General features: G+C 64.6%; 23 protein-coding genes and 1 tRNA gene. 20 read left to right on the forward strand and 4 right to left on the reverse strand.

All coding sequences use genetic code 11. The annotated features are described in order from the left end of the window. Nucleotides 1–21 precede the first annotated feature (21 nt). The 4 genes from tpiA (at nucleotide 22) to AC2A04_RS01040 (ending at nucleotide 3,828) form a co-directional block, all read left to right on the forward strand. Complete coding sequence (tpiA, locus tag AC2A04_RS01025; RefSeq protein WP_484210458.1) at nucleotides 22–792, forward strand: triose-phosphate isomerase; 771 nt, start codon at nucleotides 22–24, stop codon at nucleotides 790–792. A gap of 92 nt (nucleotides 793–884) precedes the next feature. Continuing rightward, entirely contained in the window at nucleotides 885–1,280 is a 396-nt protein-coding gene (gene secG / locus AC2A04_RS01030; RefSeq protein WP_484211663.1) for a preprotein translocase subunit SecG, read from the forward strand. Nucleotides 1,281–1,432: 152 nt separating this feature from the next. Further along, on the forward strand, nucleotides 1,433–3,061 hold the full coding sequence (locus AC2A04_RS01035; RefSeq protein ID WP_484210459.1) for a CTP synthase: 1,629 nt from the start codon (nucleotides 1,433–1,435) through the stop codon (nucleotides 3,059–3,061). A 77-nt stretch (nucleotides 3,062–3,138) separates the two neighbouring features. Next, on the forward strand, nucleotides 3,139–3,828 hold the full coding sequence (locus AC2A04_RS01040; protein WP_484210460.1) for a Crp/Fnr family transcriptional regulator: 690 nt from the start codon (nucleotides 3,139–3,141) through the stop codon (nucleotides 3,826–3,828). Between the two features lie 6 nt (nucleotides 3,829–3,834). Here AC2A04_RS01040 and AC2A04_RS01045 read toward each other — a convergent pair whose 3' ends face one another. Next, nucleotides 3,835–4,455 carry an energy transducer TonB gene (locus AC2A04_RS01045; RefSeq protein ID WP_484210461.1) on the reverse strand — a complete coding sequence of 207 codons (621 nt, stop codon included), beginning with the start codon at nucleotides 4,453–4,455 and terminating at the stop codon, nucleotides 3,835–3,837. A gap of 121 nt (nucleotides 4,456–4,576) precedes the next feature. After that, complete coding sequence (locus AC2A04_RS01050; RefSeq protein ID WP_484210462.1) at nucleotides 4,577–5,038, reverse strand: Hsp20 family protein; 462 nt, start codon at nucleotides 5,036–5,038, stop codon at nucleotides 4,577–4,579. Between the two features lie 163 nt (nucleotides 5,039–5,201). Here AC2A04_RS01050 and grxC point away from each other — a divergent pair, with 163 nt between their 5' ends. The 6 genes from grxC (at nucleotide 5,202) to AC2A04_RS01080 (ending at nucleotide 7,764) form a co-directional block, all read left to right on the forward strand. After that, nucleotides 5,202–5,468, forward strand: a complete 267-nt coding sequence (gene grxC / locus AC2A04_RS01055) for a glutaredoxin 3 (protein WP_484210463.1) — start codon at nucleotides 5,202–5,204, stop codon at nucleotides 5,466–5,468. Nucleotides 5,469–5,512: 44 nt separating this feature from the next. Further along, nucleotides 5,513–6,310: a carbon-nitrogen hydrolase family protein gene (locus AC2A04_RS01060; RefSeq protein WP_484211664.1), complete on the forward strand. Its 798-nt coding sequence runs from the start codon at nucleotides 5,513–5,515 to the stop codon at nucleotides 6,308–6,310. Beyond that, complete coding sequence (locus tag AC2A04_RS01065) at nucleotides 6,307–6,786, forward strand: DUF1178 family protein (protein ID WP_484210464.1); 480 nt, start codon at nucleotides 6,307–6,309, stop codon at nucleotides 6,784–6,786. Before AC2A04_RS01060 ends, AC2A04_RS01065 begins: the two co-directional genes overlap by 4 nt. A 67-nt stretch (nucleotides 6,787–6,853) precedes the next feature. After that, nucleotides 6,854–6,930, forward strand: a tRNA-Arg gene (locus tag AC2A04_RS01070). 69 nt (nucleotides 6,931–6,999) lie between these two features. Then, on the forward strand, nucleotides 7,000–7,338 hold the full coding sequence (locus AC2A04_RS01075; RefSeq protein ID WP_484210465.1) for a hypothetical protein: 339 nt from the start codon (nucleotides 7,000–7,002) through the stop codon (nucleotides 7,336–7,338). A gap of 114 nt (nucleotides 7,339–7,452) precedes the next feature. After that, entirely contained in the window at nucleotides 7,453–7,764 is a 312-nt protein-coding gene (locus AC2A04_RS01080; RefSeq protein ID WP_484210466.1) for an FtsB family cell division protein, read from the forward strand. Here the strand turns inward: AC2A04_RS01080 and AC2A04_RS01085 are convergent. After that, entirely contained in the window at nucleotides 7,754–8,509 is a 756-nt protein-coding gene (locus AC2A04_RS01085) for a class I SAM-dependent methyltransferase (RefSeq protein ID WP_484210467.1), read from the reverse strand. The two genes, AC2A04_RS01080 and AC2A04_RS01085, sit on opposite strands and share 11 nt — an antisense overlap. Nucleotides 8,510–8,649: 140 nt before the next feature. On the opposite strand from AC2A04_RS01085, the gene AC2A04_RS01090 reads away from it, so the two are divergent. From AC2A04_RS01090 to AC2A04_RS01100, 3 genes are all read left to right on the forward strand, one after another. Next, a complete protein-coding gene (locus AC2A04_RS01090; RefSeq protein WP_484210468.1) occupies nucleotides 8,650–10,155 on the forward strand; it encodes a phospholipase D-like domain-containing protein in 1,506 nt (501 codons plus the stop codon). A gap of 34 nt (nucleotides 10,156–10,189) precedes the next feature. After that, a complete protein-coding gene (folE, locus tag AC2A04_RS01095; RefSeq protein WP_484210469.1) occupies nucleotides 10,190–10,804 on the forward strand; it encodes a GTP cyclohydrolase I FolE in 615 nt (204 codons plus the stop codon). A 128-nt stretch (nucleotides 10,805–10,932) separates the two neighbouring features. Further along, nucleotides 10,933–11,673, forward strand: coding sequence for a TorF family putative porin (locus AC2A04_RS01100; RefSeq protein ID WP_484210470.1), 741 nt, complete (start codon nucleotides 10,933–10,935; stop codon nucleotides 11,671–11,673). Between the two features lie 74 nt (nucleotides 11,674–11,747). On the opposite strand, the gene AC2A04_RS01105 is transcribed toward AC2A04_RS01100, so the two are convergent. Further along, nucleotides 11,748–12,227 carry a redoxin family protein gene (locus tag AC2A04_RS01105; protein ID WP_484210471.1) on the reverse strand — a complete coding sequence of 160 codons (480 nt, stop codon included), beginning with the start codon at nucleotides 12,225–12,227 and terminating at the stop codon, nucleotides 11,748–11,750. Between the two features lie 183 nt (nucleotides 12,228–12,410). Here AC2A04_RS01105 and ahcY point away from each other — a divergent pair, with 183 nt between their 5' ends. From ahcY to addA, 7 genes are all read left to right on the forward strand, one after another. Next, nucleotides 12,411–13,844: an adenosylhomocysteinase gene (ahcY, locus tag AC2A04_RS01110; protein ID WP_484210472.1), complete on the forward strand. Its 1,434-nt coding sequence runs from the start codon at nucleotides 12,411–12,413 to the stop codon at nucleotides 13,842–13,844. A gap of 122 nt (nucleotides 13,845–13,966) precedes the next feature. Next, nucleotides 13,967–16,315 (forward strand): sensor histidine kinase, encoded by a 2,349-nt coding sequence (locus tag AC2A04_RS01115; protein ID WP_484210473.1) that lies wholly within the window; start codon nucleotides 13,967–13,969, stop codon nucleotides 16,313–16,315. Beyond that, complete coding sequence (gene tsaE / locus AC2A04_RS01120; RefSeq protein WP_484210474.1) at nucleotides 16,312–16,761, forward strand: tRNA (adenosine(37)-N6)-threonylcarbamoyltransferase complex ATPase subunit type 1 TsaE; 450 nt, start codon at nucleotides 16,312–16,314, stop codon at nucleotides 16,759–16,761. Before AC2A04_RS01115 ends, tsaE begins: the two co-directional genes overlap by 4 nt. Beyond that, nucleotides 16,752–17,750, forward strand: a complete 999-nt coding sequence (locus AC2A04_RS01125; protein WP_484210475.1) for an aminoglycoside phosphotransferase family protein — start codon at nucleotides 16,752–16,754, stop codon at nucleotides 17,748–17,750. Before tsaE ends, AC2A04_RS01125 begins: the two co-directional genes overlap by 10 nt. Continuing rightward, entirely contained in the window at nucleotides 17,747–18,469 is a 723-nt protein-coding gene (locus AC2A04_RS01130; protein WP_484210476.1) for a nucleotidyltransferase family protein, read from the forward strand. The genes AC2A04_RS01125 and AC2A04_RS01130 overlap by 4 nt, the downstream gene beginning before the upstream one ends. A 1-nt stretch (nucleotide 18,470) precedes the next feature. Further along, nucleotides 18,471–21,473 carry a double-strand break repair protein AddB gene (addB, locus tag AC2A04_RS01135; RefSeq protein WP_484210477.1) on the forward strand — a complete coding sequence of 1,001 codons (3,003 nt, stop codon included), beginning with the start codon at nucleotides 18,471–18,473 and terminating at the stop codon, nucleotides 21,471–21,473. Beyond that, the gene (addA, locus tag AC2A04_RS01140; protein WP_484210478.1) at nucleotides 21,470–24,940 is read left to right on the forward strand and encodes a double-strand break repair helicase AddA; all 3,471 of its coding nucleotides are present in this window, start codon (nucleotides 21,470–21,472) and stop codon (nucleotides 24,938–24,940) included. Before addB ends, addA begins: the two co-directional genes overlap by 4 nt. Nucleotides 24,941–24,972 lie beyond the last annotated feature (32 nt).

A 24,972-nucleotide genomic window follows, 5' to 3' on the forward strand; every position in this document is an offset into this window, starting at 1 on the left:
TTTCAGGGGAATTGGCCGAACATGCCGCATCGTCCTTACATCGTCGGCAACTGGAAGATGAACGGGAGTCGCGCCATGCTTGCCGAGGCACGCGCAATCGACCGTGCTGCCGGACGTTATCCCGACGTGCAGGTTGCGCTGGCACCGCCATTCACGCTGATCGCTTCGTTGCGCGAGGCGGTTACTGCCATGGGCGTTGGCGGGCAGGACTGTCATGCGCAGGCCAAGGGCGCACACACCGGCGACGTATCGGCAACGATGCTGGTCGATTCCGGTGCGGACTTCGTGATCGTCGGGCATAGCGAGCGACGCAAGGACCACGCCGAGGACGAAGCCACTGTGCGTGGCAAGGCCGAGGCTGCGCTGGCCGCTGGTCTGGCGATAATCGTCTGCGTCGGCGAGACGCTGGACGAGCGTGACGCAGGCAATGCCGTCGCGGTCGTGTCTGGTCAGGTCGATGGCTCGATGCCGGTCGGCGAGGGGGCCAGCGAGGCCGTTGCCGCCGGCAAGGTCGCAGTGGCCTACGAGCCTGTCTGGGCGATCGGCACGGGCCGTGTTGCTGCCGTCGAGGACGTTGTTGCCATGCATGCCGCGATCCGCGAACGGTTGATTGCGATCTACGGCGAGGCGGGCGACAAGGTGCGCATCCTCTATGGCGGTTCGGTCAATGCCGGGAACGCTGCCGAGTTGCTTGCCGCCGATGGCGTGAGCGGCGCGCTGGTCGGTGGCGCAAGCCTTACCGCAGAAGGCTTTACCCCGATCATTGCCGCAGCCGGGAGCGGCGAAGCCTGACAGGCTCCCCGGTGGCTTGCGCAAAAGCGCGCCCGCGCCTACATGGCCCGAGTTCCAGCGCGCTTGCGCGCCAAGGGTAGAGATTCATGTCGCTGTTCATTTTCCTGACCGTCGTCCAGGCGATCGTTGCCGCCCTGCTGGTCGTGACGATCCTGATGCAGAAGTCCGAAGGCGGCGGCCTCGGTGTTGGTGGCAGCCCGGCCGGGTTCATGTCGGCACGCGGCGCGGCCGATTTCATGACCCGGGCAACGACGGTCCTGGCTACTCTGTTCGTGGTGCTCAGCATCGCGCTTGCCGCTCTGGCGGTCAGTGCAACCTCGGGGCGCGAGATCGATACGTCGCTCCAGCGCACGGCGCCGGTGCAGAACGCGCCTGCGACTGATCCGCTCGCTCCTGCGCAGGGCGCTCCGGCACCTGCCGCGGCTCCGGCGCAGCAGCAGGCTCCGGCCCCGGCCAACGATCCGCTGAGCGGCGCAGCCGGCCAGTAAGTCTTCCTTGCAACGCGGGTTTTGCCGCCTCGCTGCCATCGGGTTGCGGGGTGGCTTTCGCGTTGCGCTTCATCGATGCTGTGGATTGCCGCGAAGATTGCAGCGGCAACCGCTTGCGCATGTGCAACTTCTGACGCTAAGGCCCAACTCCCATGGCGCGGTACATTTTCATCACCGGCGGCGTGGTCTCCTCGCTCGGCAAGGGACTCATGGCGGCGAGCCTCGCGGCTCTGTTGCAGGCACGCGGCTTTCGCGTGCGAATCCGCAAGTTCGACCCTTATCTGAATGTCGATCCGGGGACGATGAGCCCCTATCAGCACGGCGAAGTCTATGTGACCGACGACGGGGCCGAAACCGACCTCGACCTCGGCCACTACGAGCGCTTCACCGGCGTCTCGGCACGCCAGGCTGACAACATCACCTCTGGCCGCATTTATCGCGACATCATCGCCAAGGAGCGCCGCGGCGATTATCTGGGCGCGACCGTGCAGGTCATTCCGCACGTGACCGATGCGATCAAGGACTTCGCCCAGGCCGAGACCGAAGATCTCGACTTCGTGCTGTGCGAGATCGGTGGCACCGTTGGTGACATCGAGGGGCTGCCCTTCATCGAAGCACTGCGCCAGCTCCACAACGAATTGCGCGACGAAACCTGCTTCGTCCACGTAACCCTTGTGCCCTACATCGCGGCGGCGGGCGAGTTGAAGACCAAGCCGACCCAACACTCGGTGCGTGAACTGACCGGCCTCGGCATCCAGCCCGACATCCTGCTCTGCCGCTGCGAAAAGCCGCTGCCCGAGAGCGAGCGTGCCAAGATTGCGCAGTTCTGCAATGTGCGCAAATCGGCGGTTATCCCGGCGCTTGATGCTTCGAGCATCTATGCGGTGCCGTTGCAGTACCACGCCGAAGGGCTCGACAACGAAGTGCTGCGTCACTTCGGACTGACCGCACCCGAGCCGGAACTTGCCACGTGGGATGATATCGTCGATCGCTACCAGAACCCGGAAGGCGAAGTGACCATCGGCGTGGTCGGCAAGTATGTCGGCCTGCAGGACGCCTACAAATCGCTCAACGAAGCGCTCGCGCACGGCGGCATGGCCAATCGCGTCAAGGTCAACATCAAGTGGCTCGATGCCGAACTGTTCGAGAAGGACGACGACGAGATCGCGGCCCATCTCGAACCGATGCACGGCATTCTCGTGCCCGGCGGCTTCGGCGAACGTGGGACCGAAGGCAAGATTGCCTCGGTGCGCTTTGCTCGTGAGCGCAAGGTGCCGTTCTTCGGCATCTGCCTCGGCATGCAGATGGCCTGTATCGAGGGCGCGCGGAACACGGCGGGAATCGCAGGGGCCTCGTCCACCGAATTCGGGCCGACCGAAGAACCGGTCGTGGGCATCATCACCGAATGGATGACTGCCGAGGGTCTCGAGAAGCGCTCGGAAGGCGGCGATCTGGGCGGCACGATGCGGCTCGGCGCCTATGACGCCAAGCTCACTGGCAATAGCCACGTCGCCAATGTCTATGGCGCTACCGAGATCAGCGAGCGGCACCGGCATCGTTACGAAGTAAACGTCGCGTACAAGGACCGGCTCGAAAAGGGCGGCCTCGTGTTCTCGGGCATGTCACCTGATGGCCTGCTGCCCGAGATCGTCGAGCGGCCGGACCATCCTTGGTTCATCGGGGTGCAGTTCCATCCTGAACTGAAGAGCCGTCCGTTCGACCCGCACCCCCTGTTCAGCGGCTTCATTGCCGCTGCGGTCAAGCAGGCGCGTCTCGTCTAAAGGGGCTGGTCAGCACGCAGTTTCCCTGATTATTTGCGCCGCATCACGACCTTGGTGGTTTTGGGGGCATTAACGACATGGACGCGGCCAAGCTGGCAGAGGCACTGACGGCGCAAAGTCTGTTCGCGGATTGCGAGCAGGCCGAGCTGTCGGACATCATCGCGCGCGGCCAGGTCAGGGCCTACAAGCCCGGCCAGGAACTGATGGCACAGGGTGAAGAGGGCAAGACGCTTTTCATCGTGCTCAAGGGGTTGGCGCGGGTCAGCATGGTTGCCGCCAATGGGCGTGAGATCATCCTCGACTATGCCGAGCCGGGCCACGTGCTGGGCGAAATCGCGTTTCTCGACGGCGGCGACCGCACCGCCTCGGTCGAGGCGATCGAGCCGGTCGAGGCGCTGGTGCTCACGCGTACCGCCTTTGCCGACATCATCGAAAAGCACCAGGGCCTGTCGATGCGCCTGCTCAAGGCCATGGCGCGGCGGCTGCGGCAGAACAACGCGGTGATCGAGGCCGACCGCGCCTATACCTCCGGCCCAAGGCTCGCGCGCTTCCTGCTGCGGTTGATGATGGGCGATGAAGGCCAGAGCGGTGCGCAACTCAAAATCGCGCTGAGCCAGGGCGAGCTCGGCAATTTCGCGGGCATGTCGCGCGAACAGATCAATCGCCAGCTTTCGGCTTGGGTCGACAACGGGATCGTCGCGCTCAACAGCGGACGGGTAACCATCCTCGATCGCGAAGCGCTGGTGGATGTGGCAGAGGCTTGGTGAGGCGAACTAGCCTTCCGGGATGAGAGCGACCTTGATGTCCGTGACGTAGCTTGTTGGTCGGCCCGCGCGGTCAAGTCTGCCGGGTTGCAACAATAGGGAACGATTTTCGCAGATTTTGGCCCATTCATCGCCCACGCGAGATTCGTTATAGGCCAGGTTCGGCACGCAGTCCTGGACTTTGCCGTCCGGAGCAATGTGCAGCGTCAAATATCTTTCCGCCCTGTCCCCTTTCAGCAATGATGCCTTGACCTTGAATTCGAGGTCGGCGGGCATACGCGCCCTCGCTACGTCGTTCGCACCGACGGCACCTGGGATGTAGAAGCTCACTATTGTGCGCACGAATCCGAGAGTTTGCGTACCATCTGCGAGCTTGGCTGGTGGATATGTTCTCTTCGACACTATGGTGCAGATTTCCTGCGCCAATTGCTGTGAACCGAGATGCGCCACAACCGTGCATCCTCGTGGCTTGCCGTCGAGATCTACAAAAAATTCGATCTTTGCCGCAGCCGACTCGTTCTTGCGCAAAGCCCACTGCGGATAGTCGCGGAATGAGGTTATTTTTGAAATGTCTGGACTTGTAAGCGCGCTGCTAGCTGCTGCCAGAGCCGCGATAATAACTATACTCATCGGAGACCTTCCATCCTGCGATAACAGGCACGTTTTCGATGTGGATCGGCCGGAACAATGTAGGTCAAGCAAAAAAGGGCGAGCCATTTCTGGCCCGCCCTTCGGTTCAATTAGCGACCACTCAAGCAGCGGCGGTATTGTCGCCTTCGATTACCTTGAGCTGGCTCTGGGCGCCGATCAGCACCTTTTTCGGCTTCATCGCTTCGGGCACTTCGCGGACGAGGTCGATCATCAGGAGGCCGTCGGCGAGGTCGGCGGCTTCGACGCGGACGAAGTCGGCCAGTTCGAAGCGGCGTTCGAAACCGCGGTTGGCGATGCCGACGTGGAGGTATTCGCGCTCCTGCGGCTCGGGCTTGGCGCCCTTGACCACGAGCAGGTTCTGCTGCGCCGTGATGTCGATGTCCTCGGCCTTGAACCCGGCGACCGCGAGCGTGATGCGGTAGGCATCATCGCCGCTGCGCTCGATGTTGAACGGCGGGTAATTGTCGCCGGTATTGGCGCGGGCCTGGCGTTCGAGCAGGTCGAACAGGCGGTCAAAGCCCACGGTGGAGCGACGATAGGGGGTGAAATCAAAACGGTTCATGGCAATATCCTCAATGTTTGAGCAATCTGCACTTGCCTCCGCTGGCCCGGAACCCGGCACCCGCATCGGCGGTTGATGGCCATGCCCGCATTTGCGGCGCATGACACATGCACCCATGTGTGTTAGCGATTTTCGCATTTCAAGACCCCGCAACGAGGTACCCATGTCGAATACGCCAAAGGTTGAAATCTATACCAAGTGGGGCTGCCCATACTGCGTGCGCGCAAAGTCGCTGCTTGAAAGCAAGGGCGTGGCGTTCGAAGAATATGACGTGACCATGGGCGGGCCCAAGCGCGCCGAAATGACGCAGCGCGCCCCTGGCGCCATGACCGTGCCGCAGATATTCATCGATGACGTTGCCGTGGGCGGCTCGGACGATCTTGCCGCGCTCAATGCGCAAGGCAAGCTGGACGCGATGCTGGGCCTGTGACTGCTGCGTCTTTGCGCGATCCGGTAAAGGTCGCTCTGTTCCAGATGACCAGCGGGATCGATCCGCTGGCCAATGCTGCGGCGATCGTGGATGCTGCTCGTGCCTCTGCTGACGCGGGCGCGGCGATGCTGTTCACGCCCGAAATGTGCGGCCTGCTCGATCGCAAGCGCGATCGCGCCTTGCCTAGCATCGTGTTCGAAATCGATAATCCCGTTCTCGCTGCAGCGCGCGGCGCTGCGCGCGATCTGCGGATCTGGATTGATCTGGGATCGCTCGCGATCCTGCGCGAAGATGGCAAGTGGGCCAATCGCGGCTTCGTGATCGATGCCGATGGCGAAATCGCGGCGCGTTACGACAAGATCCATATGTTCGACGTCGATCTTGCGACTGGCGAAACCTGGCGGGAATCGGCGGCCTACACGCCCGGCGAAAAGGTTGTCACGGTCGAGACTCCGCTGGGCCTGCTTGGCCTTGCGATCTGTTATGATGTGCGGTTCCCTGCGCTGTTCGAGGAACTCGGGCGGCGGCACTGTGATGCCATCCGCATTCCTGCCGCTTTCACCGTGCCAACGGGCAAGGCGCATTGGCATTTGATGCAACGCGCGCGCGCCGTCGAGGCAAGTGCTTGGGTCATCTCCGCCGCACAAGGCGGGCACCATGAGGATGGCCGCGACACGTTCGGCCATTCGCTCGTGGTCGATCCCTGGGGTGAGGTGGTCTATGATGGCGGCGAGGGTGCCTCGCTCGGGTTTGCGACGATCGCCGCGTCACGTACCGCCGAGGTTCGCGCGCAGTTGCCAAGCCTTGCCAACAAGCGCGAAATCCCTGGATCGGCGCCATGATTGTCTACGATCTGCTATGCGAGCCGCTCGGGCATCGCTTCGAGGGGTGGTTCGGCTCTTCGCAGGATTATGAGGACCAGTGCGCGCGCGGGCTTGTGTCGTGCCCGTCGTGCGGTTCTGCCGCCGTGGCCAAGGCGGTGATGGCGCCGAACGTCGGCCGCAAAGGCAACCAGATCGTCGCATCCCCTGCGATGCCCCATGCGCAAGCGGCGCAGCCGATGGCGAACACGCCGCTGCCGCCCGAGGCGGTGGCCATGCTCAAGGCTGTGGCGACGATGCAGGCAGAAGCGCTCAAGTCTTCGACCTGGGTAGGCGATACATTTGCCGATGATGCGCGCGCGATGCATTATGGCGAGAAGGACGCAGCCCCTATCCATGGTCGCACCACGCTGGCCGAAGCGCGCGAACTGGTGGAGGAGGGCATTCCCGTGGCGCCGGTGCTGGTCCCGGTTGTGCCGCCGGAAGAAGCGAACTGAAAGCGCGACGCCGGACCAGCAAAAGCGCGTTGCCAGCACCGCGCGGCCTGCCTAAAGGAAGCGCGGGGCGCCCGTAGCTCAGCCGGATAGAGCACCAGATTCCTAATCTGGGGGCCATGGGTTCGAATCCCGTCGGGCGCACCATTTTTCTTTAGATTCGGGTCGGTTCGCGCTGAGCGTGTCGCTCTGGATCAAGGCAAATCGGGCAGACCCATGGCACGCAAGCATCCCAAGCATGGACCTTACCCCGAACTGGTAGCCGAAGATGAGGCACCTGTTCCGGTCGTTCCTTGCTGGTTGTGCGGCCGCCCCATGGGCAAGACGATCGTGCAGCATCACCCGGTGCCGAAAAGCCGCGGTGGGCGCGATACGGTTCCGATGCACCCGATCTGCCAGCAGACGCTGATCGCGAACTTCACCAATTCCGAATTGCAGCGCCACGGGATGAACGTCGAAGGGCTCCTCGATAACCCGGCTGTGCGCAAGTTCGTCGACTGGGTCGCCAACAAGGACCCCGATTTTACCGCAACAACGGCAAAGAAGCAGCGCTGACGGCATTGCTTCGCGCTTTCTTCTAAGGGGCTGTTTCAGGTGTTGTGCATGCAATTGGCATTGCGACATCCATTATGGCTTGAATCCCCACAAGAACTATGATTCAGTGACAAAATGCAGACCCGCCGTGTTGCCTTGCTCCCCAAAGACAGTCTGACCCAGTCGCTTGCGCTGGTGGCGTTGCTCGTTCTGGGTGCGATCGGCATCGCCGGCCCCAGCGGCCTGCTTGCCTGGGGCGAAAATGCCCGCCTGCTCGATCAGCGCCGGCAGGAAATCGCGCACCTTACAGCACAGCGGGACCAGTTGAAGAACCGAGTTGCCCTGCTCGATCCGCGCCATGCCGACCCGGATCTTGTCGGCGAACTTCTGCGCAGCAATCTCAACGTTGCTCATCCCGACGAACTGGTGATTCCGGTCAAACCCTGAGCGTTTTTGCGAAAAGGACTTCGGCGTATGTCGCGCCGTCGATCCGTGCATTGTCCGGCCCATAGAGCAGCACTTGCGGATCGCTTTGCGCGAAGGGCAATTCCTTTGCCTCGTAGCCAGAAGCAATGGACAGGTCCGAAAAGCGGAAGTGTGCATTCCACACCGCCAGCCAGCCGCCGGGTTTGATGTGGCTGTCGAGCGCCTCGACCGTGTCGGCAAATCGCTTGAACGGTAGGCACTGTGCGCAGGAATCGGGGGCCGATGCTTCAAGGTCGCCATGTCTGAACACCGCCATTGCCAGCACCGCGTCAAAACGCATTGCGCCAAGCGCGTCTGGCGAGCCTGCCTCGACATAGGATATGCCTTCATCTGGATTGCGCGCGAGATGTGCGCGGGCCTTGGCGATCATCCGGGCATTGGGATCAAGGCCGACGATCCGGGCGCGGGGGAACCACCTGCGCAGACTGCGAACCTCGCTGCCGTCGGAACAGCCGTATGAGAGGATCCACGGTTCGGCCACGTCCGCCAGTTGCGCTGCCAGAGCGGTAAAGACCTCTGGATAGCGGTCTTCGAAGGTCGTCGGATAGGGCTGGAGTACCAAGCCATCGTGGCGGCGTCGCATCGCGCGGAGGTCGCGCGAGTGGGGATGGACGAAGTCATGCAGTTTTCGCAGAACCGTTCGCAACGGGGGAACCGCGCGAAGCCCCGTGCGTAACGCTGCTGCGAGGAATTTGCGTGCCGCCATGCGCAGGGGCGTGCAAGCCTTTCGGGCCGTGGTAAAGCGGTCAGGCAGAAAAAGTCACAGGTTCGGGGGCAGGGCACACAGATGATCACCGTAAATCAAGGACTTGGGCGCATCATCTGCAAACCTGGAGTGCCGCGACGGTGACCGAATGCGGCACCGCGCCAACAGATTGTGCCGATCACAATGGCGAATCGGGTTCGGTCTGGCGCTATGCCAAGGCCACCCGCGCCCATGCCGTGATCGATGCAGCGGACTATTTCATGCACATGCGCGAGGCGATGCTCCGCGCCGAGCAGCGAATCCTGCTGATCGGATGGGATTTCGATACGCGCATCATCATCGGCGGCGGACGCCGGTGGTGGAATCTGCCCCGGAAGCGCGTGTCTCCGGCAAGGCTCGGCGCTTTCGTCGTCTGGCTCGCCAATCGCCGCAAGAAGCTGGAAGTACGCGTCCTCAAATGGAACTTCGGCGCGCTCAAGGCCTTCTTTCGTGGCTCGATGATGCTCGACCTGCTGCGGTGGTTCCGGCATCCGCGGATCGATTTCAAGCTCGACAGCGCGCATCCGCTGGGGTGCAGCCACCACCAGAAGATCGTCGTGATCGATGACCGGTTCGCGGTCTGCGGCGGGATCGACATGGCGGGCGACCGCTGGGATACGCGCGAGCACCTTGACGATGACAAACGCCGCAAGCGGCCAGGCGGCAAGCTCTACGGACCGTGGCACGACTGCACGATGCTGCTTGAAGGCGATGCGGCCAGGATGCTTGGCGATTTTGGGCGGACGCGTTGGCAGCAGGCCGGCGGGCCGCCGCTGCAACCTTGCCAGCCGCAGGAGCATACGCCCTGGCCACCGCGGCTCGAGGCGGAGTTCACCGATGTCGAGGTAGGTATCGCGCGGACACGGTCGCAATATGCCGACGCGGGCGAAGTCCGCGAGATCGAGGCGCTGTTCCTTGAGCACATCGCGAGGGCGAAGCACTTCATCTATTTCGAGAACCAGTATTTCGCCTCGCGCAAGATCGCCGAGGCGATCGCCTTGCGCATGGCAGAGCCCGATCCGCCCGAGATCGTTCTGATCAACCCGGAGAGTTCGGATGGCTGGCTGGAGCAGACCGCGATGGATGGCGCGCGCATCCGTCTTGTCCGCTCGATCGAGGAGGTCGATCACAAGTCGCGGTTTTCGGTGTGGCACCCCGTCACGAAAGGCGGAAAGCCGATTTATGTCCATTCGAAATTGACCATCGTCGATGACGAGATCCTGCGCATCGGCTCGGCCAATCTCAACAACCGTTCGATGGGGCTCGACAGCGAATGCGATGTGTTCATCGATTGTGCGCGCAGTGCCAATACCAACTGCGTTCCGGCCATCCGGTCGCTGCGCATATCGCTGCTGGCCGAGCATTGCGGTATCGCGCCCGACCGGGTAGCGGAACTGCTTGGCCAGCACGGCACTATGGCGGCGGCGATCGCTGCCGCGCCCGATGATGGCAAACGGTTGACGCCCTTCGTGCCGCGAGAATTGAGTGACGCGGAAAAGGCGCTGGCCGACAACGAGGTTCTCGATCCCGAGCGGCCGGAGGAAATGCTGTCCTTCTACCGCCGGGGCCTGTTCAAGAGCCGCATCCTGCGGCGGCCGCTACGCTGAGGGCGGCAAGGTTGTGTAGCGTTAAGGGGAAGCAATGAGCAGTTTCGGTGGACCGGACGAGGACGACGATCTGGCAGGCGGCAAGCTCCCCGTTCCGCAGGACGTGCAGGAGGCGATCCGTACCCTGATCCGCTGGTCCGGCGATGATCCGGCGCGCGAGGGCCTGCTCGATACGCCCAAGCGCGTGGCACGCGCCTGGAAGGAATATTGCCTCGGCTATGGCGAGGACCCGGCGGCGCATCTTGCCCGCCAGTTCGAGGAAGTCGGTGGTTACGACGAGATCGTGCTGCTCAAGGACATTCCGTTCCAGTCGCACTGCGAACACCACATGGCGCCGATCATCGGCAAGGCCGCGATTGCCTATCTCCCGCGAGACAAGGTCGTCGGCATTTCAAAGCTGGCGCGGGTGTTGCACGGCTTTGCCCGCCGCTTGCAGATCCAGGAGCGCCTGACCGCCGAGGTTGCGCAGTGCATCTGGGACAATCTCAAGCCGCATGGCGTGGCCGTCGTGATCGAGGCGAGCCATGCCTGCATGACCGCGCGCGGCGTGCGCACCCCGGGCGTGGGCATGGTTACGAGCCGCATGATGGGCACCTTCCTCGAAGATACGCGCAGTCGCAAGGAAGTGCTCAGCCTGATGGGCTACTGACGGTCACCGTCCATCGCGGCGGTGGCACGGATGGCGCGAAAAAGATGGCGCGTGCCCGCAGCTTGACTTGCCGTGGTTCGAAGATGCGGCAAGTCGACAGCGGCAGGCTACAACGGGACGTATCGATGATGAACAGGAACATGCTGGCGCTCGCGTTCGTCACGCTGACGTTTGGCGCAAGTATCGGCACAGCAGGGGCGCAGTCGGTCGATGCGGGCGTCGAGGCAACGACCGACGAGGTTCGGCGGGGCCTGAGCTGGAGCGATGGCGAGATTTCCGCTTCGGCCGATGCCGCCGTCGGCCTTGCCGGGCTGGATGCGGCCGTGCGCTTCTCGGCGCTGCGCAAGTCAGATCGCCATGCCAATGCCGATGTCGTTGCTGACATTGCGCTCGGCAAGGAATGGGACGTGAGCGGGTTTTCGCTGCGCGCCGAGGGAATCGGCCATGTCTTCGGCGGCGCGGATTCGCGGATGCATTATGGTGAGCTTGGCCTTGGTGCGCGCTACACGCTGGGGCCGGTGCAGGTGGGGGCAGGGGCCTTCTATGCCCCGAGTCAGAGCGCGATCGGTGGTGACAACCTGTACCTGCGCGCGACGGCGCTGGCGGGAATACCGGCTTTTCCTGTGAGCGTTTCCGGCTCGATCGGCCACACGACTGGCGATAGCAAGGATGCCCGCTCGGCGCGGTTGCGCCCGGCCGGGGACTACACCGACTGGAAGGTGGGCCTCGAATACAACCAGTTTCCGTTCACCGTAGGTCTGGACTACCTTGGCACCGACATCGATACGGACCGCATCGTCGCATCGCCCTTTGCCGACATCAGCCATGCGGGCGATCGCGTAATCGGACGGGTGCGACTTTCGTTCTGACGAAAAAGGCCCCCGCGACGGCTCGCAGGGGCCTGATATTCAGCTGATGTCTCTCAGGCCGGGGCCTGACAGGCTCAGAGGTTTTCGAGCATGTGGTCTGCCGAGCTGACCTTGAAGTCGCCCGGAGCTTCGACGAACAGCTGCTCGACGACGCCATCGTTGACGACCATCGAGAAACGCTGGCCGCGCTTGCCGAGGCCGAAGCCCGAACCGTCCATGGTAAGGCCGAGCGCTTCGGCAAGGTCGCCGTTGCCATCGGCCAGCATGGTCACGTCGGACGAGCCAGACGCAGCACCCCATGCCTTCATCACGAAGGGATCGTTGACGGCGGTGCAGGCGATCTCGTCGATGCCCTTGGCCTTCAGATCGGCGGCCTTGTCGACGTAGCCCGGCAGGTGCTTGGCCGAGCAGGTCGGCGTGAATGCGCCCGGAACCGAGAACAGGGCGACCTTCTTGCCCTTGAAGTAGTCGGACGACTGGACGGCCTCGGGGCCTTCAGCGGTAGCCTTCACGATCTTGACGTCGGGAAGCGTGTCTCCAACAGCGATGGTCATCCCCAATTTCCTTTCCATGGCGCCCGGCGGGCAGATGTTGCGCAAGGGATATAGGTGCACGTCAGCGGTGCGCAACGGGGTTCTTCGCGGCGAATGCTGATATACGATATAAAGAAGTCTTTATATTAAGTTTGCACGTTCTCCACCGTCGCGCTATGGGGCGGCCATGGCGCCATGGTGCGCATGGATTCTTCAGGAGATTGCCTCGTGGCCAGCGTGCTTGACGCCAAGAACGACTACGTGATCGCCGATATCGGTCTTGCCGATTTCGGTCGCGCCGAAATCAAGATCGCCGAAACCGAAATGCCCGGCCTAATGGCCCTGCGCAGCGAATTCGGCGCATCGCAGCCGCTCAAGGGCGCGCGCATCACCGGCTCGCTCCACATGACGATCCAGACCGCCGTGCTGATCGAGACCCTGGTCGCGCTCGGTGCCGAAGTGCGCTGGGCCACCTGCAACATCTTCTCGACCCAGGACCACGCTGCCGCGGCCATCGCCGCTGCCGGAATCCCCGTGTTCGCGATCAAGGGCGAGAGCCTGGCCGAATACTGGGACTACGTCGGTTCGATCTTCGACTGGGGTGATGACATCACCGCCAACATGATCCTCGACGACGGCGGCGACGCCACGATGTTCGCGCTGTGGGGCGCGCGCGTCGAAGCGGGCGAAAAGCTGTTCGAACCTTCGAACGCCGAGGAAATCGAGTTCGTCCGCGCGCTCAATGCCTTCCTCAAGAAGAAGCCGGGCTACCTCACGCAGTCGGTCAAGAACATCAAGGGCGTGTCTGAAGAGACGACCACCGGCGTTCACCGCCTTTATCAGATCGCCAAGGACGGCAAGCTGCCTTTCCCGGCGATCAACGTGAACGATAGCGTCACCAAGTCGAAGTTCGACAACCTTTATGGCTGCAAGGAATCGCTGGTCGACGCGATCCGTCGCGCCACCGACGTGATGCTCGCCGGCAAGGTCGCCTGCGTTGCCGGCTTCGGCGATGTCGGCAAGGGTTCGGCGGCATCGCTCCGCCAGGGCGGCGCGCGCGTCATGGTCACCGAGGTTGATCCGATCTGCGCGCTCCAGGCCGCGATGGAAGGCTACGAAGTTGTCACGATGGAAGAAGCCGTCACGCGTTGCGACATCTTCGTCACCGCGACCGGCAACGAAGACGTGATCACCGCCGAGCATATGAAGGCGATGAAGCCGATGAGCATCGTCTGCAACATCGGCCACTTCGACAGCGAAATCCAGATCGCCGCGCTCGACAACTACAACTGGACCGAAGTGAAGCCGGGCACGGACCTGGTGGAATTCCCTGACGGCAAGCAGATCATCATTCTGGCCAAGGGCCGCCTGGTCAATCTGGGTTGCGCCACCGGCCACCCGAGCTTCGTGATGTCGGCATCGTTCACCAACCAGACGCTTGCGCAGATCGAACTGTTCACCAAGAACGACCAGTACAAGAACGACGTCTACGTGCTGCCCAAGCACCTCGACGAGAAGGTTGCCGCGCTGCATCTCGAGAAGCTGGGCGTGAAGTTGACCCAGTTGAGCGACAAGCAGGCGAGCTACATCGGCGTGCCGCAGCAGGGTCCGTTCAAGCCCGATCATTATCGTTACTGATCCGGCGTCTCGGGAACGACCATCGAAAAGGGCGGCGAGGGTAACTTCGCCGCCCTTTTTCGCGCGGCCGTGGATCGGATCGCCCATTGTAATGTGCTGCGCCTGCGCATAGCGAAGCAGGGATGCCTGTGCTCAACCAGACCGCAATGGTGCTGATCGGACTGCTGCTGGCCACGTGGACGGTCGGTGCGGGCTGGTTCGTGCTCGAAGCGCGCCGCCGGGCGCGTCGGGGCGAGTCGGTACAGCGGCAGGCGCGCAGGCTGGCGCGGATGATCGACGAATCGCCAGCCTTGCCCTTGCTGGTGCGCGCCGATGGCCGGATCGAAGGCCCGTCGCGCCTTGCCGGGTGGCTCGGCTTCGACGCCATGCCCGGCTACCTTTCGGAACTCGATGCCGGCGATCGCGGCCTGGGTGAAGTCGAGCTTTCGCGGCTGAGCGATGCCGTGCGCCGTGCGCAAAAGACGGGAACGCCGTTTCGACTTGCGCTGACACCCAAGGGCGGGACGCGCAGCCTTGCCGCGCACGGCCACCTTGCCGATCCGCAAGTGTCGCCCGGCGGTTCTGCGCTGGTGTGGTTCTTCGATTTTTCGGAAAGCGAGGCCGAACTGGTGCGGCTTCGGGCCGAGGCTGGCAATGCCAAGGCGGATTTCGCCGGGCTTTCCGGCCTGATTGAGGCGGCGCCGCTGCCGATGTGGTTCCGCGGCTCCGATTTCCGGCTGCGGCTCGTCAACAGCGCCTACGTCAAGGCGGTCGGCGCGCCGAGCGCGGACGCGGTAATCGCGCAAGGGATCGAACTGATCGAGCCGGTCGACCGATTGACCGCGGCCCAGGTCGCGCGGCAGGCGCTGTCGCGGCGTGTCCCGATCGAACGTTCGCTGCTCGCCACGATCAAGGGCCAGCGCCGCGCCGTGCGTGTGACCGACCTCCCGCTGGGCGAGGATGGCGTTGCGGGCTACGTGGTCGATATCGAGGAAATGGAGGAGTTGATCCGCCAGTTCCGCCGATTCCGCGAAGCCCAGCGCGAGATGCTCGATACGCTCTCGGCCGGGATCGCCCAGTTTGACGAGAAGCGGAACCTCGTTTTCGCCAACCAGCCGTTCCTGCGCATCTTTGCGGTGCCGCAGGCGTGGGTCGTCGACACGCCGCCTTTCGACCGCGTGATCGACCGGATGCGCGATGCCGGACGCTTGCCCGAAGTACGCGATTTTCCCGAGTGGCGGCGTGAACGACAAAGCTGGTTCCTGGCGCGCGAACCGATCGAAGAACCCTGGCACCTTTCAGATGGCACGCATTTGCGCGTTGTCGGCCAGCCCATGCCAGACGGCGGGTTGCTGATGATCTTTGAAGATCGCACCGAGCAACTGCAACTGTCGGCCACGCGCGACACGCTGCTGCGCACGCGCACGGCGACGTTCGACAACCTGTTCGAATCGCTCGCGGTCTTCGCGCCCGACGGCAAGCTGCAACTGTGGAACCGCCGGTTTGCTGCCGACTGGGCGCTCGAGGAATCGTTCCTCGCCACCCATCCGCGCGCCGATGCACTGCTGAGCCAGATCGCCAACCAGCTCAAGCGTCCGGCGCAGGTCGGCACGATCGCGCAAGTGATTCAGGGCGCCACGCTTGAGCGCAAGCAGCGCGGGGGTCGGCTGACGCTGGCTGACGGACGGCATCTGGCGCTGGCGGGCGTGCCGCTTCCCGATGGCAACGGCATGCTGACCGTACTCGACATTACCGACAGTCAGAAGGCCGAAGCTGCCTTGCGCGAGCGCAACGCCGCGCTGGTCGAGGCCGATGCGGTCAAGACACGCTTCATCGCCAACATGAGCTATGAGTTCCGCACGCCACTGACCTCGATCGGCGGGTTTGCCGAGCTTTTGCAGAGTGGCCTAGCCGGGAAGCTGACCGAGCAGCAAAACGAATATGTGGCGGCAATCCTGTCTTCTGTCGAACGGCTCGGCGAGCAGATCGAGAACGTGCTCGACCTGTCGCAGAGCGAGGCCGGGACGCTGCCACTGGCGCAGGAGCCGGTCGAGATTTTCCCGCTGTTGACCGAAGTGGCGCAAGAGCGAGCAGAGCGGCTGAGCGCAGGCCAGCTCACGCTCGATTTGCGCGGCGACAAGTCGGCAGGTGTCGTGACGGGGGACGCGCGGCGATTGCGCAGGGCTTTCGGGCAATTGCTCGACAACGCGATTGCGGCCACGCCCGAAGGCGGCCGTATCCTCGTCGAGGCCTCGCGCAAGAAGGGCGCAAAGCTGCAGGTTGTTGTCTCCGACAACGGGCGCGGGATGGAACCGGCGATCCTTGCCCGTGCGCTTGAAGGCCTGAAAGTCAGTGCCGATGGTCGCACGGTCGAGCGCCGCCAGGGGTTGGGGCTGCCGCTGGTGCGACAACTGGTCGAAGCGCATGGCGGCACGCTTGAACTCATGTCGGAACCAGGCCTTGGCACGAGCGCGATCGTCGTGCTGCCGTGATCGTGGACCTGCCCGACATTGCCGCGTCTCATGCGCTCGCGCAGCGTATCGCTGCTGACTTGCGCGCGGGCGATGTCGTCGCGCTCTCGGGCGGACTGGGCGCGGGCAAGACGACTCTGGCGCGCGAGATCATCGCGGCGCTGGGCCACGAAGGCGAAGTACCAAGTCCGAGCTTTGCGATCATCGAAGTCTACGACCCGCCCTTGGTGCGCCTTCCGCTGGTCCACGCCGATTTCTACCGGCTCGAGGACCCTGCCGAGGCCGACGAGATCGGACTGGACGACTATAGGCAGGGCGCGGCGCTGCTGGCCGAGTGGCCCGAACATGCAGGCGGCTTCGCGCATGAGCCTGCCTGTCTTTCGATCGATCTTGAATCCACGGAAAAGGGGCGGCGGGCCATTGTGTCGGCAGGCCGCGATTGGCTAGAGCGAGGATCATGGACCTGACCATTCCTCCGGGCACCGAACAGTTCCTCAACAGGGCGGGCTGGGTCGGTGCGACGATCGAGCCCCTGCCGGGGGACGCCTCGTTCCGCCGCTATTTCCGCATACGCCGCTCGGCCGGCACGGCCATGCTGATGCACGCCCCGCCGCCCAACGAGGACCCGCTGCCGTTCATTCGCTCGGCCAAGTGGCTCGAATCGAATGGAATGCGCGCGCCGATCGTACTCGCCGAACAGCCTGACGATGGCTTTGTCCTGCTCGAGGACTTCGGCGAAGTTCGGATGCGCGAATATCTCGACGCCTGGCCGCAGGACGAGGAAGAGGTCTATCGCTACGCGATCGACGCGCTGCTGCAGTTGCGCCGCCTGCCGCCGGGACCGTTCACGGGCTATACGCTTGCCGAGTATCAGCGCGAGGCCAAGCTGCTGATCGACTGGTTCGTGCCCGCCCGCGCGCTCTATGTCGACAGCCGCACCTGGGCCAATGCCTGGGAAGAGGTGCTCAGCCCGATGCTTGGGCGCCAGCGGCCCGGTGTGACCGTGCTGCGCGATTATCACGCCGAGAACATCATGCTCGTCGGCGGACTTGAAAAGCAGGGTCTTCTCGATTTCCAGGACGCGCTTGTCGGCCATCCGGCCTACGATCTCGTTTCGCTGCTGCAAGATGCACGGCGCGACGTTTCGCCCGAGCTTGAAGCGGCGATGCTGGAGTATTACCTCGATCATGTCGGCGCGTCGGGTACGCCTGCGGGTGAGGAATTCCTTGCCGACTACGCCCGCCTCGGCGCGCAGCGCAATGCCAAGATCGTCGGCATTTTCGTGCGGCTGTGGAAGCGCGACGGGAAGCCCCGCTATCTCGATTACATCCCGCGCGTCTGGGCCTTGCTCGAACGGGATCTTGCGCATCCCGCGCTCGCGCCGGTGGCGGCGTGGTTCGAAGCCAACATTCCTGCAGACGTCCGCGCAAACCTGGGCGGCACGTTCGCGACATGAGCAAGCCGCTGGCAAGCGATGTGGCGATGGTCCTTTCAGCGGGGCTGGGCAAGCGCATGCGCCCGCTCACCGCAACCCGCCCCAAGCCTTTGGTGCGCGTGGCCGACAAGCCCCTGATCGATCATTGCCTCGACAAGCTGGAAGAGGCGGGCGTCGCGCGGGCGGTGGTCAACGTCCACTATCTTGCCGATGCGATGGAGGCATACCTTTCGCGCCGCAGCACGCCCGATGTCGCGATTTCGGACGAGCGTGCCGAATTGCTCGAAACGGGCGGCGGGATGGTCAAGGCTCTGCCGCTGATCGGCAGCGATCCGTTCTTTGCGCTCAACAGCGACAACATCTGGCTCGATGGGCCGCGCAACGTGTTCCAACACCTTTCGGACAACTGGGACGCCGAACGGATGGATGCGCTGCTGCTGCTGGTGCCGCACGCACGGGCTTTCAACTATCGCGGCAAGGGCGATTTTCACATGGACCCGCTGGGCCGCATCTCGCGCCGCCGGACAGGGCGGATCGCGCCGTTCATCTACAGTGGCATCCAGATCGTGTCGCATCGCCTGCTGCGCGATGCGCCCGCAGGCGCGTTCTCGACCACGAAGCTGTGGGACCGGGCGATTGCCGAGGGGCGTCTGTTCGGCACGTCGCATCTCGGCTTGTGGTACGAGGTGGGTGAGCCGCAGATGATTGCACCCACCGAAGCCGCGCTGCGCCAGGACTGACATGGGCGAGGGTTCACCCCGCCCGCGTGTCTGGTCGATTGCGGCGCACCGGGGGTTTGCCGACGCGCTCGTCGCCGGCCTGATCCCGCGCTATCGCGAAGACCGCTTCGGCCTCGCCCGGCTTACGCTGCTGCTGCCAAGCCAGCGCGCGGTCAGGATCGTGACCGAAGCCTTCGTGCGGGCGAGCGGGCAGGGGCTGCTGCTGCCGCGCATGGCGGTTGTTGGCGATCTCGACCTTGACGAAACGCTGGGGCCGCTGCTCGATCCGATCGGCGCGGGCATCGGCATTCCCGAGGCTGTCGATCCGGTCTGGCGATTGCTGCGCCTTGCCCGCCTGCTGGGTGAGGAACTGGGCGACGAGGCACCGGGCGAGGCGGCGCTGCTCCGGCAGGCGCGAGGGCTCGCTCAGGGAATCGACCGGTTGCTGGTCGAGGGCGTGGCGATTGCGGACATGCTCGACGAGAAAGTCGTCGGCATTGCCACGGAACTGTCAGAACACTGGCAGGCAAACACCCGTCTTTTCGCGCGCGTCTTCGCGCGTTGGCAGGCCGAACTCGGCGAACTGGGGCGGATCGACGCGCCCGAGCGCCGCAATCTCCTGCTCGACCACGCGGCGCGGGTCTGGCGCACGAACCCGCCAGCCCATCCGGTAATCGCGGCGGGGGTTACCTCTGCGTCACCGGCGGTGGCTAAGCTGCTGCGCGTGGTGGCGGACATGCGCGACGGCGGCGTGATCCTGCCCGATCTCGATCTTGCGCTGGATGACGAGGTCTGGGATGCGCTGGGCAGCGCGGGCGGGACAGAAGGCGGCGTGTTCGATCGCGGCGATGTGGTTACGCACCCGCAATATCACCTGAAGCTGCTGCTCAATCGCATGGGCATCGCGCGCGAAGAAGTGCAGCCGTGGCATCGCGCAGGCCTTTCGCCCGCACCGCCCGAACGCAGCCGCGCCATCTCCAACCTGTTCCTGCCGCCCGAGGCGAGCACGGTCTGGGTCTCGCTAGAGGCAAAGGATCGGCGGCTGTCAGGCGTGCGCGTGATGGAAAGCGCGACCCCCGAGGAGGAAGCGCAGGCCATCGCCGTGCTGGTGCGCGAGGCGATAGCCGTCCCCGAACGCCGCATTGCGGTGATCACGCCCGACCGCAGCCTTGCTGCGCGCGTGGTCGCCAACCTTGGCCGCTGGAACATCGTCGCGGATGACACCGCCGGCCGGCCCCTGCCGCAGACCGCAGCGGGCAGGGCGTTACTGCAGATGGCCGAAGTTGTCGCGGAACGCGCCGCGCCGGTGCCGCTGCTCGCTCTTCTGGGGCATCCGCTCGTGCAGGCGGGCGAGGGCCGCCCTGCCTGGCTCGAACGCGTGCGCCAGCTTGATCTGGTCCTGCGTGGGCCTCGTCCCGGACCGGGGCTGCCCGCGATCCGGCAGGCCGTCGAAAAGGCAGAGCCGCGCCATCCCGGCCTGACCGATTGGTGGTCGGGTGTCGAGGACCTGCTGTTCCCGCTGGTCTCGCTCGAAGGCGCGATCGGTCTCGATATGGCGCTCGTAGCGTTGGGTGAGGCGGGCGAGGCGTTGTGTGGCACGGGGCTGTGGGCTCAGGCCGATGGTCGCTGTCTCGCCCAGTTCGTCGAGCGCTGGCGCGAGGCTGCAGGCTCTGCACCTTCTTTGGTCGAATGCAACGAACTGCCCGCGCTCCTGCGCGATGCGATGGACGAGGTTTCGGTGCGCCCGCCTTGGGGCGGCCACCCACGCCTTGCCATCTACGGATTGCTCGAAGCGCGCATGAGCCGGGCCGATCTCGTCATCTGCGGCGGACTGACCGAGGGCACCTGGCCGGGAAATCCTGCGCCCGATCCGCTGCTCGCCCCGCCGATCCTGCGCGCGCTCGGCATTCCGGGCTCCGATTTCCGCATCGGCCTTTCGGCGCATGATCTTGCCGCAGCGCTCGGCGCGCCCGAAGTCGTGCTCAGTCACGCGCGCCGCGATGCGTCGGGCCCCGCCATCCCGTCACGCTTCATCCTGCGCATCCAGGCGATGCTGGCCGAACAGCTGCGCACCGAGACGCGTGCAGTCGACCTTGCCCGCGCGCTGGCCGAGGCAGAGCCGGTCGATCCGCATCCGCAGCCGCATCCGATGCCTTCGGCAGAACAACGGCGTGTCCCCATCGCGGTCACCGCGCTCGACCGCTTGCGCGGCGATCCTTACCAGTTTTATGCCTCGGCCATCCTCGGCCTGCGCAGTCTCGATCCGATCGATGCCGACCCCACGCCTGCATGGAAAGGCACGGCGGTGCACGACGTGCTCAAGGTCTGGCACGAGGCGGGCGGCAAGCCTGGTGAACTTGTACCGATTGCCGAGCGCATGTTCGACGAGATGAGCGCACATCCCTTCATGCGCACGATGTGGAAGCCACGCCTGATCAACGCGCTGCACTGGATTGAGGAAGAGACCGACCGTCTTGCCGGCGAGGGGCGTGAGGTTCTTGCCGTCGAACGCAAGGGGGAGATCACGGTCGATGGCATCCGCATCCACGGACGCGCCGACCGCATCGACAAGCTGCCAGATGGCACCCTGGCCATCGTCGATTACAAGACGGGCAAGCCGCCGTCCGCCAGGATGGTCGAACAGGGCTTCGCACTTCAGCTCGGCCTGATCGGCCTTATCGCGCGTGAGGGCGGCATGACAGGTGTGGCGGGCGAGCCGGCGCGCTTCGAATACTGGTCACTGGGGGGCAACAAGGAGCGCGGCTTCGGTTACATGAAATCGCCGGTCAAGGACGCCGGAAACCGCAGCACGTTGAACCCTGAAGACTTCGTTCCTGCGACCGAAAGCTTCCTGCGCGAAGCCATCGCCAAGTGGCTGCTGGGCAGCGACCCCTTCACCGCGCGGCTCAATCCCGATCTTCCGGGCTATTCAGACTACGACCAGTTGATGCGCCTCGATGAATGGCAGGGCCGCGAGCGTGCCGGAGGCGCACGCGGGAGCGCCGCTGGCGGGGAAGAGGCATGAGCAAGGTTTACCCGCTTCAGGACAACCAGGCCCACGCGGTCGATCCATTGCGTACCGTCTGGCTTTCGGCCTCGGCCGGCACCGGCAAGACGCAGGTCCTTTCGGCGCGCGTGCTTCGTCTGCTGCTACAGGACGGGGTCGAGCCCGAGCAGTTGCTCTGCCTGACCTTCACCAAGGCGGGTGCGGCAGAAATGGCCACGCGCGTCAACGAGGTGCTGGCAAGCTGGGTGCGCATGGACGACACGCGCCTCGCGCGCGATCTCATGGCGATCGGCGCGCCGTTCGATCCGGCTACGGTCGCGCGCGCGCGCAGCCGCTTTGCCGCCGTTCTCGATTGCCCCGGTGGCGGCCTCAGGATCGAGACGATCCATGCCTTCTGCCAGTGGCTGCTCGCCTCGTTCCCCGTCGAAGCGGGATTGCGTCCCGGAACGCGGGCGATGGAAGACCGTGACCGCGCGCTGCTGGTGCGGCAGGTGCTGGCCGACATGCTGGTCGAGGCCGAGGCGCAGGGCGACGATGCGCTGCTCGACGCGCTGGCCAACCTGTCTCTGCGGATGAGCGAGGATCAGGTCGAAAGCTTCCTGCTGCGCTGTGCCGGTGCGCGCGAGCTGTGGTGGGGAGCAGGATCGTGGACCCCACCCTTGCGCCCGCGCATCAACCGGGTGCTGGGGCTGGGCGAGGACGATACCGAGGCGAGCCTTGCGGCTCTTTGTGCAGACGACGCCTTCGATTGCCAGTCCGTGCGCCGATGCATGGAAATGAACGCCGCGTGGGGCACCAAAGGCGGCATCGAAAGCGCGAACATTCTGGGCGATTGGCTCGCGGCGGCGCCGGACAAGCGCCTCGCGACGCTTACCGCCCTTGAAGGTTGTTTTCTCACCGCCAAGGGCGAGCCGCGCTCGACCACCAACATCGAGAAGAAGCAGCCGGAATATCCGGGTTATGCTGCGCGCGTCATCGCCAGCCTCGAAGCCTTGAAAGCGCACAAGGCGCGCATCGATCTGGCCGCGCTGCTCGAAACCGCCTTCACCATCGGCCGCCGCTTTGCGCTGGCGTGGGACGAGGCCAAGGCGCGCGAAGGCTTCATCGATTTCGATGACCAGATACGCGCTGCCGCCGACCTCCTGACGAAGCGCACCACGGCGGACTGGATCCGCTTCAAGCTCGACCGCCGGTTTGACCACATCCTTGTGGATGAGGCGCAGGACACCAATGCCTCGCAGTGGGAGATCGTGCTCGAAGGGCTGGTCTCCGACTTCTTTACCGGCGAGGGCCAGCGCGGGCCGAAGATGCGCACGCTGTTCGTGGTGGGCGATTACAAGCAGGCGATCTTCGGGTTTCAGGGCACCAGTCCCGAAAACTTCGCGCGCGCCAGCCTGCAGGTGCAGCGGCAGTTGGAAGACGTCGCCGCCGTCCTGCGCGATCCCGAACGCAAGCTGCTGGAACTGGGCCTTGGCCAGTCCTACCGCACCGCCAATCCGATCCTCCAGTTCGTCGATGGCGCGATCGACCGGATCGGGTGGGACCGCTTCGGCCTGAGCCAGCCGCCCGAGCCCCATCGCGGGCTCGACATCCCCGGAACGATAGGCCTCTGGCGCGTGACCGGCGATGAGGCAGCCGAGGATGGCGAGGACACGGACGAGGGCGAAGAGAGCTGGCTCTCTCGCCCCGACCGCGATCTGGCAGACAAGATCGCACGACAGGTCCGCGCGTGGATCGACAGCGGGTTCCCGCTGTCGAAGGGTGGTCCGAAACTCGCCGATGCCGGCGACGTGATGATCCTCGTGCGCAAGCGCAAGGAGCTTGCCGGGCTGATCGTCGCCCGCCTTCACGCCCGGGGCGTGCCTGTTGCCGGTGTGGACCGTTTGCGCCTTGGTGCGCCGCTTGTGGTCAAGGACCTGGTCGCGGCGCTGCGCTTTGCCGCGCAGCCGCTCGATGATCTCAACCTTGCCGGATTGCTTGTCTCGCCGCTGATCGGATGGAGCCAGGAAGACCTGCTCGAACATGGCTATCGCCCGCATGGCGAGCGGCTGTGGAACTTCCTGCGCCGCAAGGAAGGGCCTGCAACGTTTGCCGCAATGGAACGCCTGCGCGCTCTGCTCGCCCGTGCCGACTACGATCCGCCGCAGGTGCTGCTCCATTGGCTGCTGGTCGGACCGTGGGACGGGCGGCGCAAGCTCGTCGCCCGGCTCGGGCGCGAGGCGAACGACCCGATCGACGAACTGCTCAATGCCGCCATGGCCTATGCCAGCGCCAACGTGCCCAGCCTGGTCGGCTTCCTCCAATGGTTCGATGCGGGCGAGGGCGAGTTGAAGCGCGAGGCAGGCAAGAGCGATGGCCTCGTCCGGGTGATGACCGTCCACGGATCGAAAGGGCTGCAGGCGCCGATCGTGATCCTGGCCGATTCCGCCGACGATCCCGACCTCTCGCCGCCGCGCGGGCTTGAACTGATCGAAGATGTGCTCGGCACGATGCGAAAGCTGCCGCTGCCACCCTTGCGCAAGGACGAGAAAGCCCCGGCGGTGCTGGAGGCCGAGGCCGAGGCCAAGCGGGCCGAGCGAGAGGAGCATTGGCGCCTGCTCTATGTCGCGATGACGCGGGCCGAAGAAGCGCTGTTCATCGCCGGAGCCAAGGGCAAGAAGCGCAAGAAGGGCGGCGGCGACTTGCCCGAAGACAGCTGGTATGCCCAGTTGGAGCCGCTGTTCGAACATCTCGACTGGCAGGATTGTCCGCTGTGGGGCGCGCGCAAGACCATCGGCGCGCCGCTGCCGTTCCCGATCAGGAAAGCGGAACAGGGGCAGGTTGAGCGGATCGTGCTGCCCGAAGTTTTGCAGACGCCGGTCGGTGCCGAACCGCGCCCTCCGCGCCCACTTGCCCCGTCATCGCTGGGTGAAGACGATGCGCCCGATCCGCCGGCGCCTCCCGGCCCCGGCGCGATGCTGGCGGCACGGCGCGGGACCTTGTTGCACCGCCTGATCGAGCGTTTGCCCGAAGTGGCCGTCGATGGAGGGGAACATGCCGGGCGAGCGTGGTTGGCACGTGTCGCTCCCGAATTTGCCGAGCGTGACCGCGAAAGTATGGTCGCTTCGGCGTTGGCGGTCATGCAGCATGCCGAGTGGTCGGACGTGTTTGGCCCGGATTCCCTGGCAGAGGTGCCGCTCGCGGCGGTGGTCGGCGGGCGCGTGGTAAGCGGCACGGTCGACCGTCTCGTCATCACTGCCTCGCACATCCGCATCGTCGATTTCAAAACTGCGCGGCGGCCTCCGGAGTGGCTTGAGCAGATCCCAGTGGCCTACGTCCGGCAGATGGCGGCCTATGTGGCCGCGATCGAGGCGATCCATCCCGGCGTGCCGGTCGAGGCGGCGATCCTCTACACACATACCCCGCAGCTTTTCGTGATCCCGCAAGCGGTTATCGACGCGCAAAAGCTGCGCCTTGGGCCTGCGCAGGAAACCTTTTCCGGCTGATCGGTTGCGCCTTGCAACTGCGGCCCTAAATT

The organism is Novosphingobium sp. HNCC26DJ243, assembly GCF_057180545.1.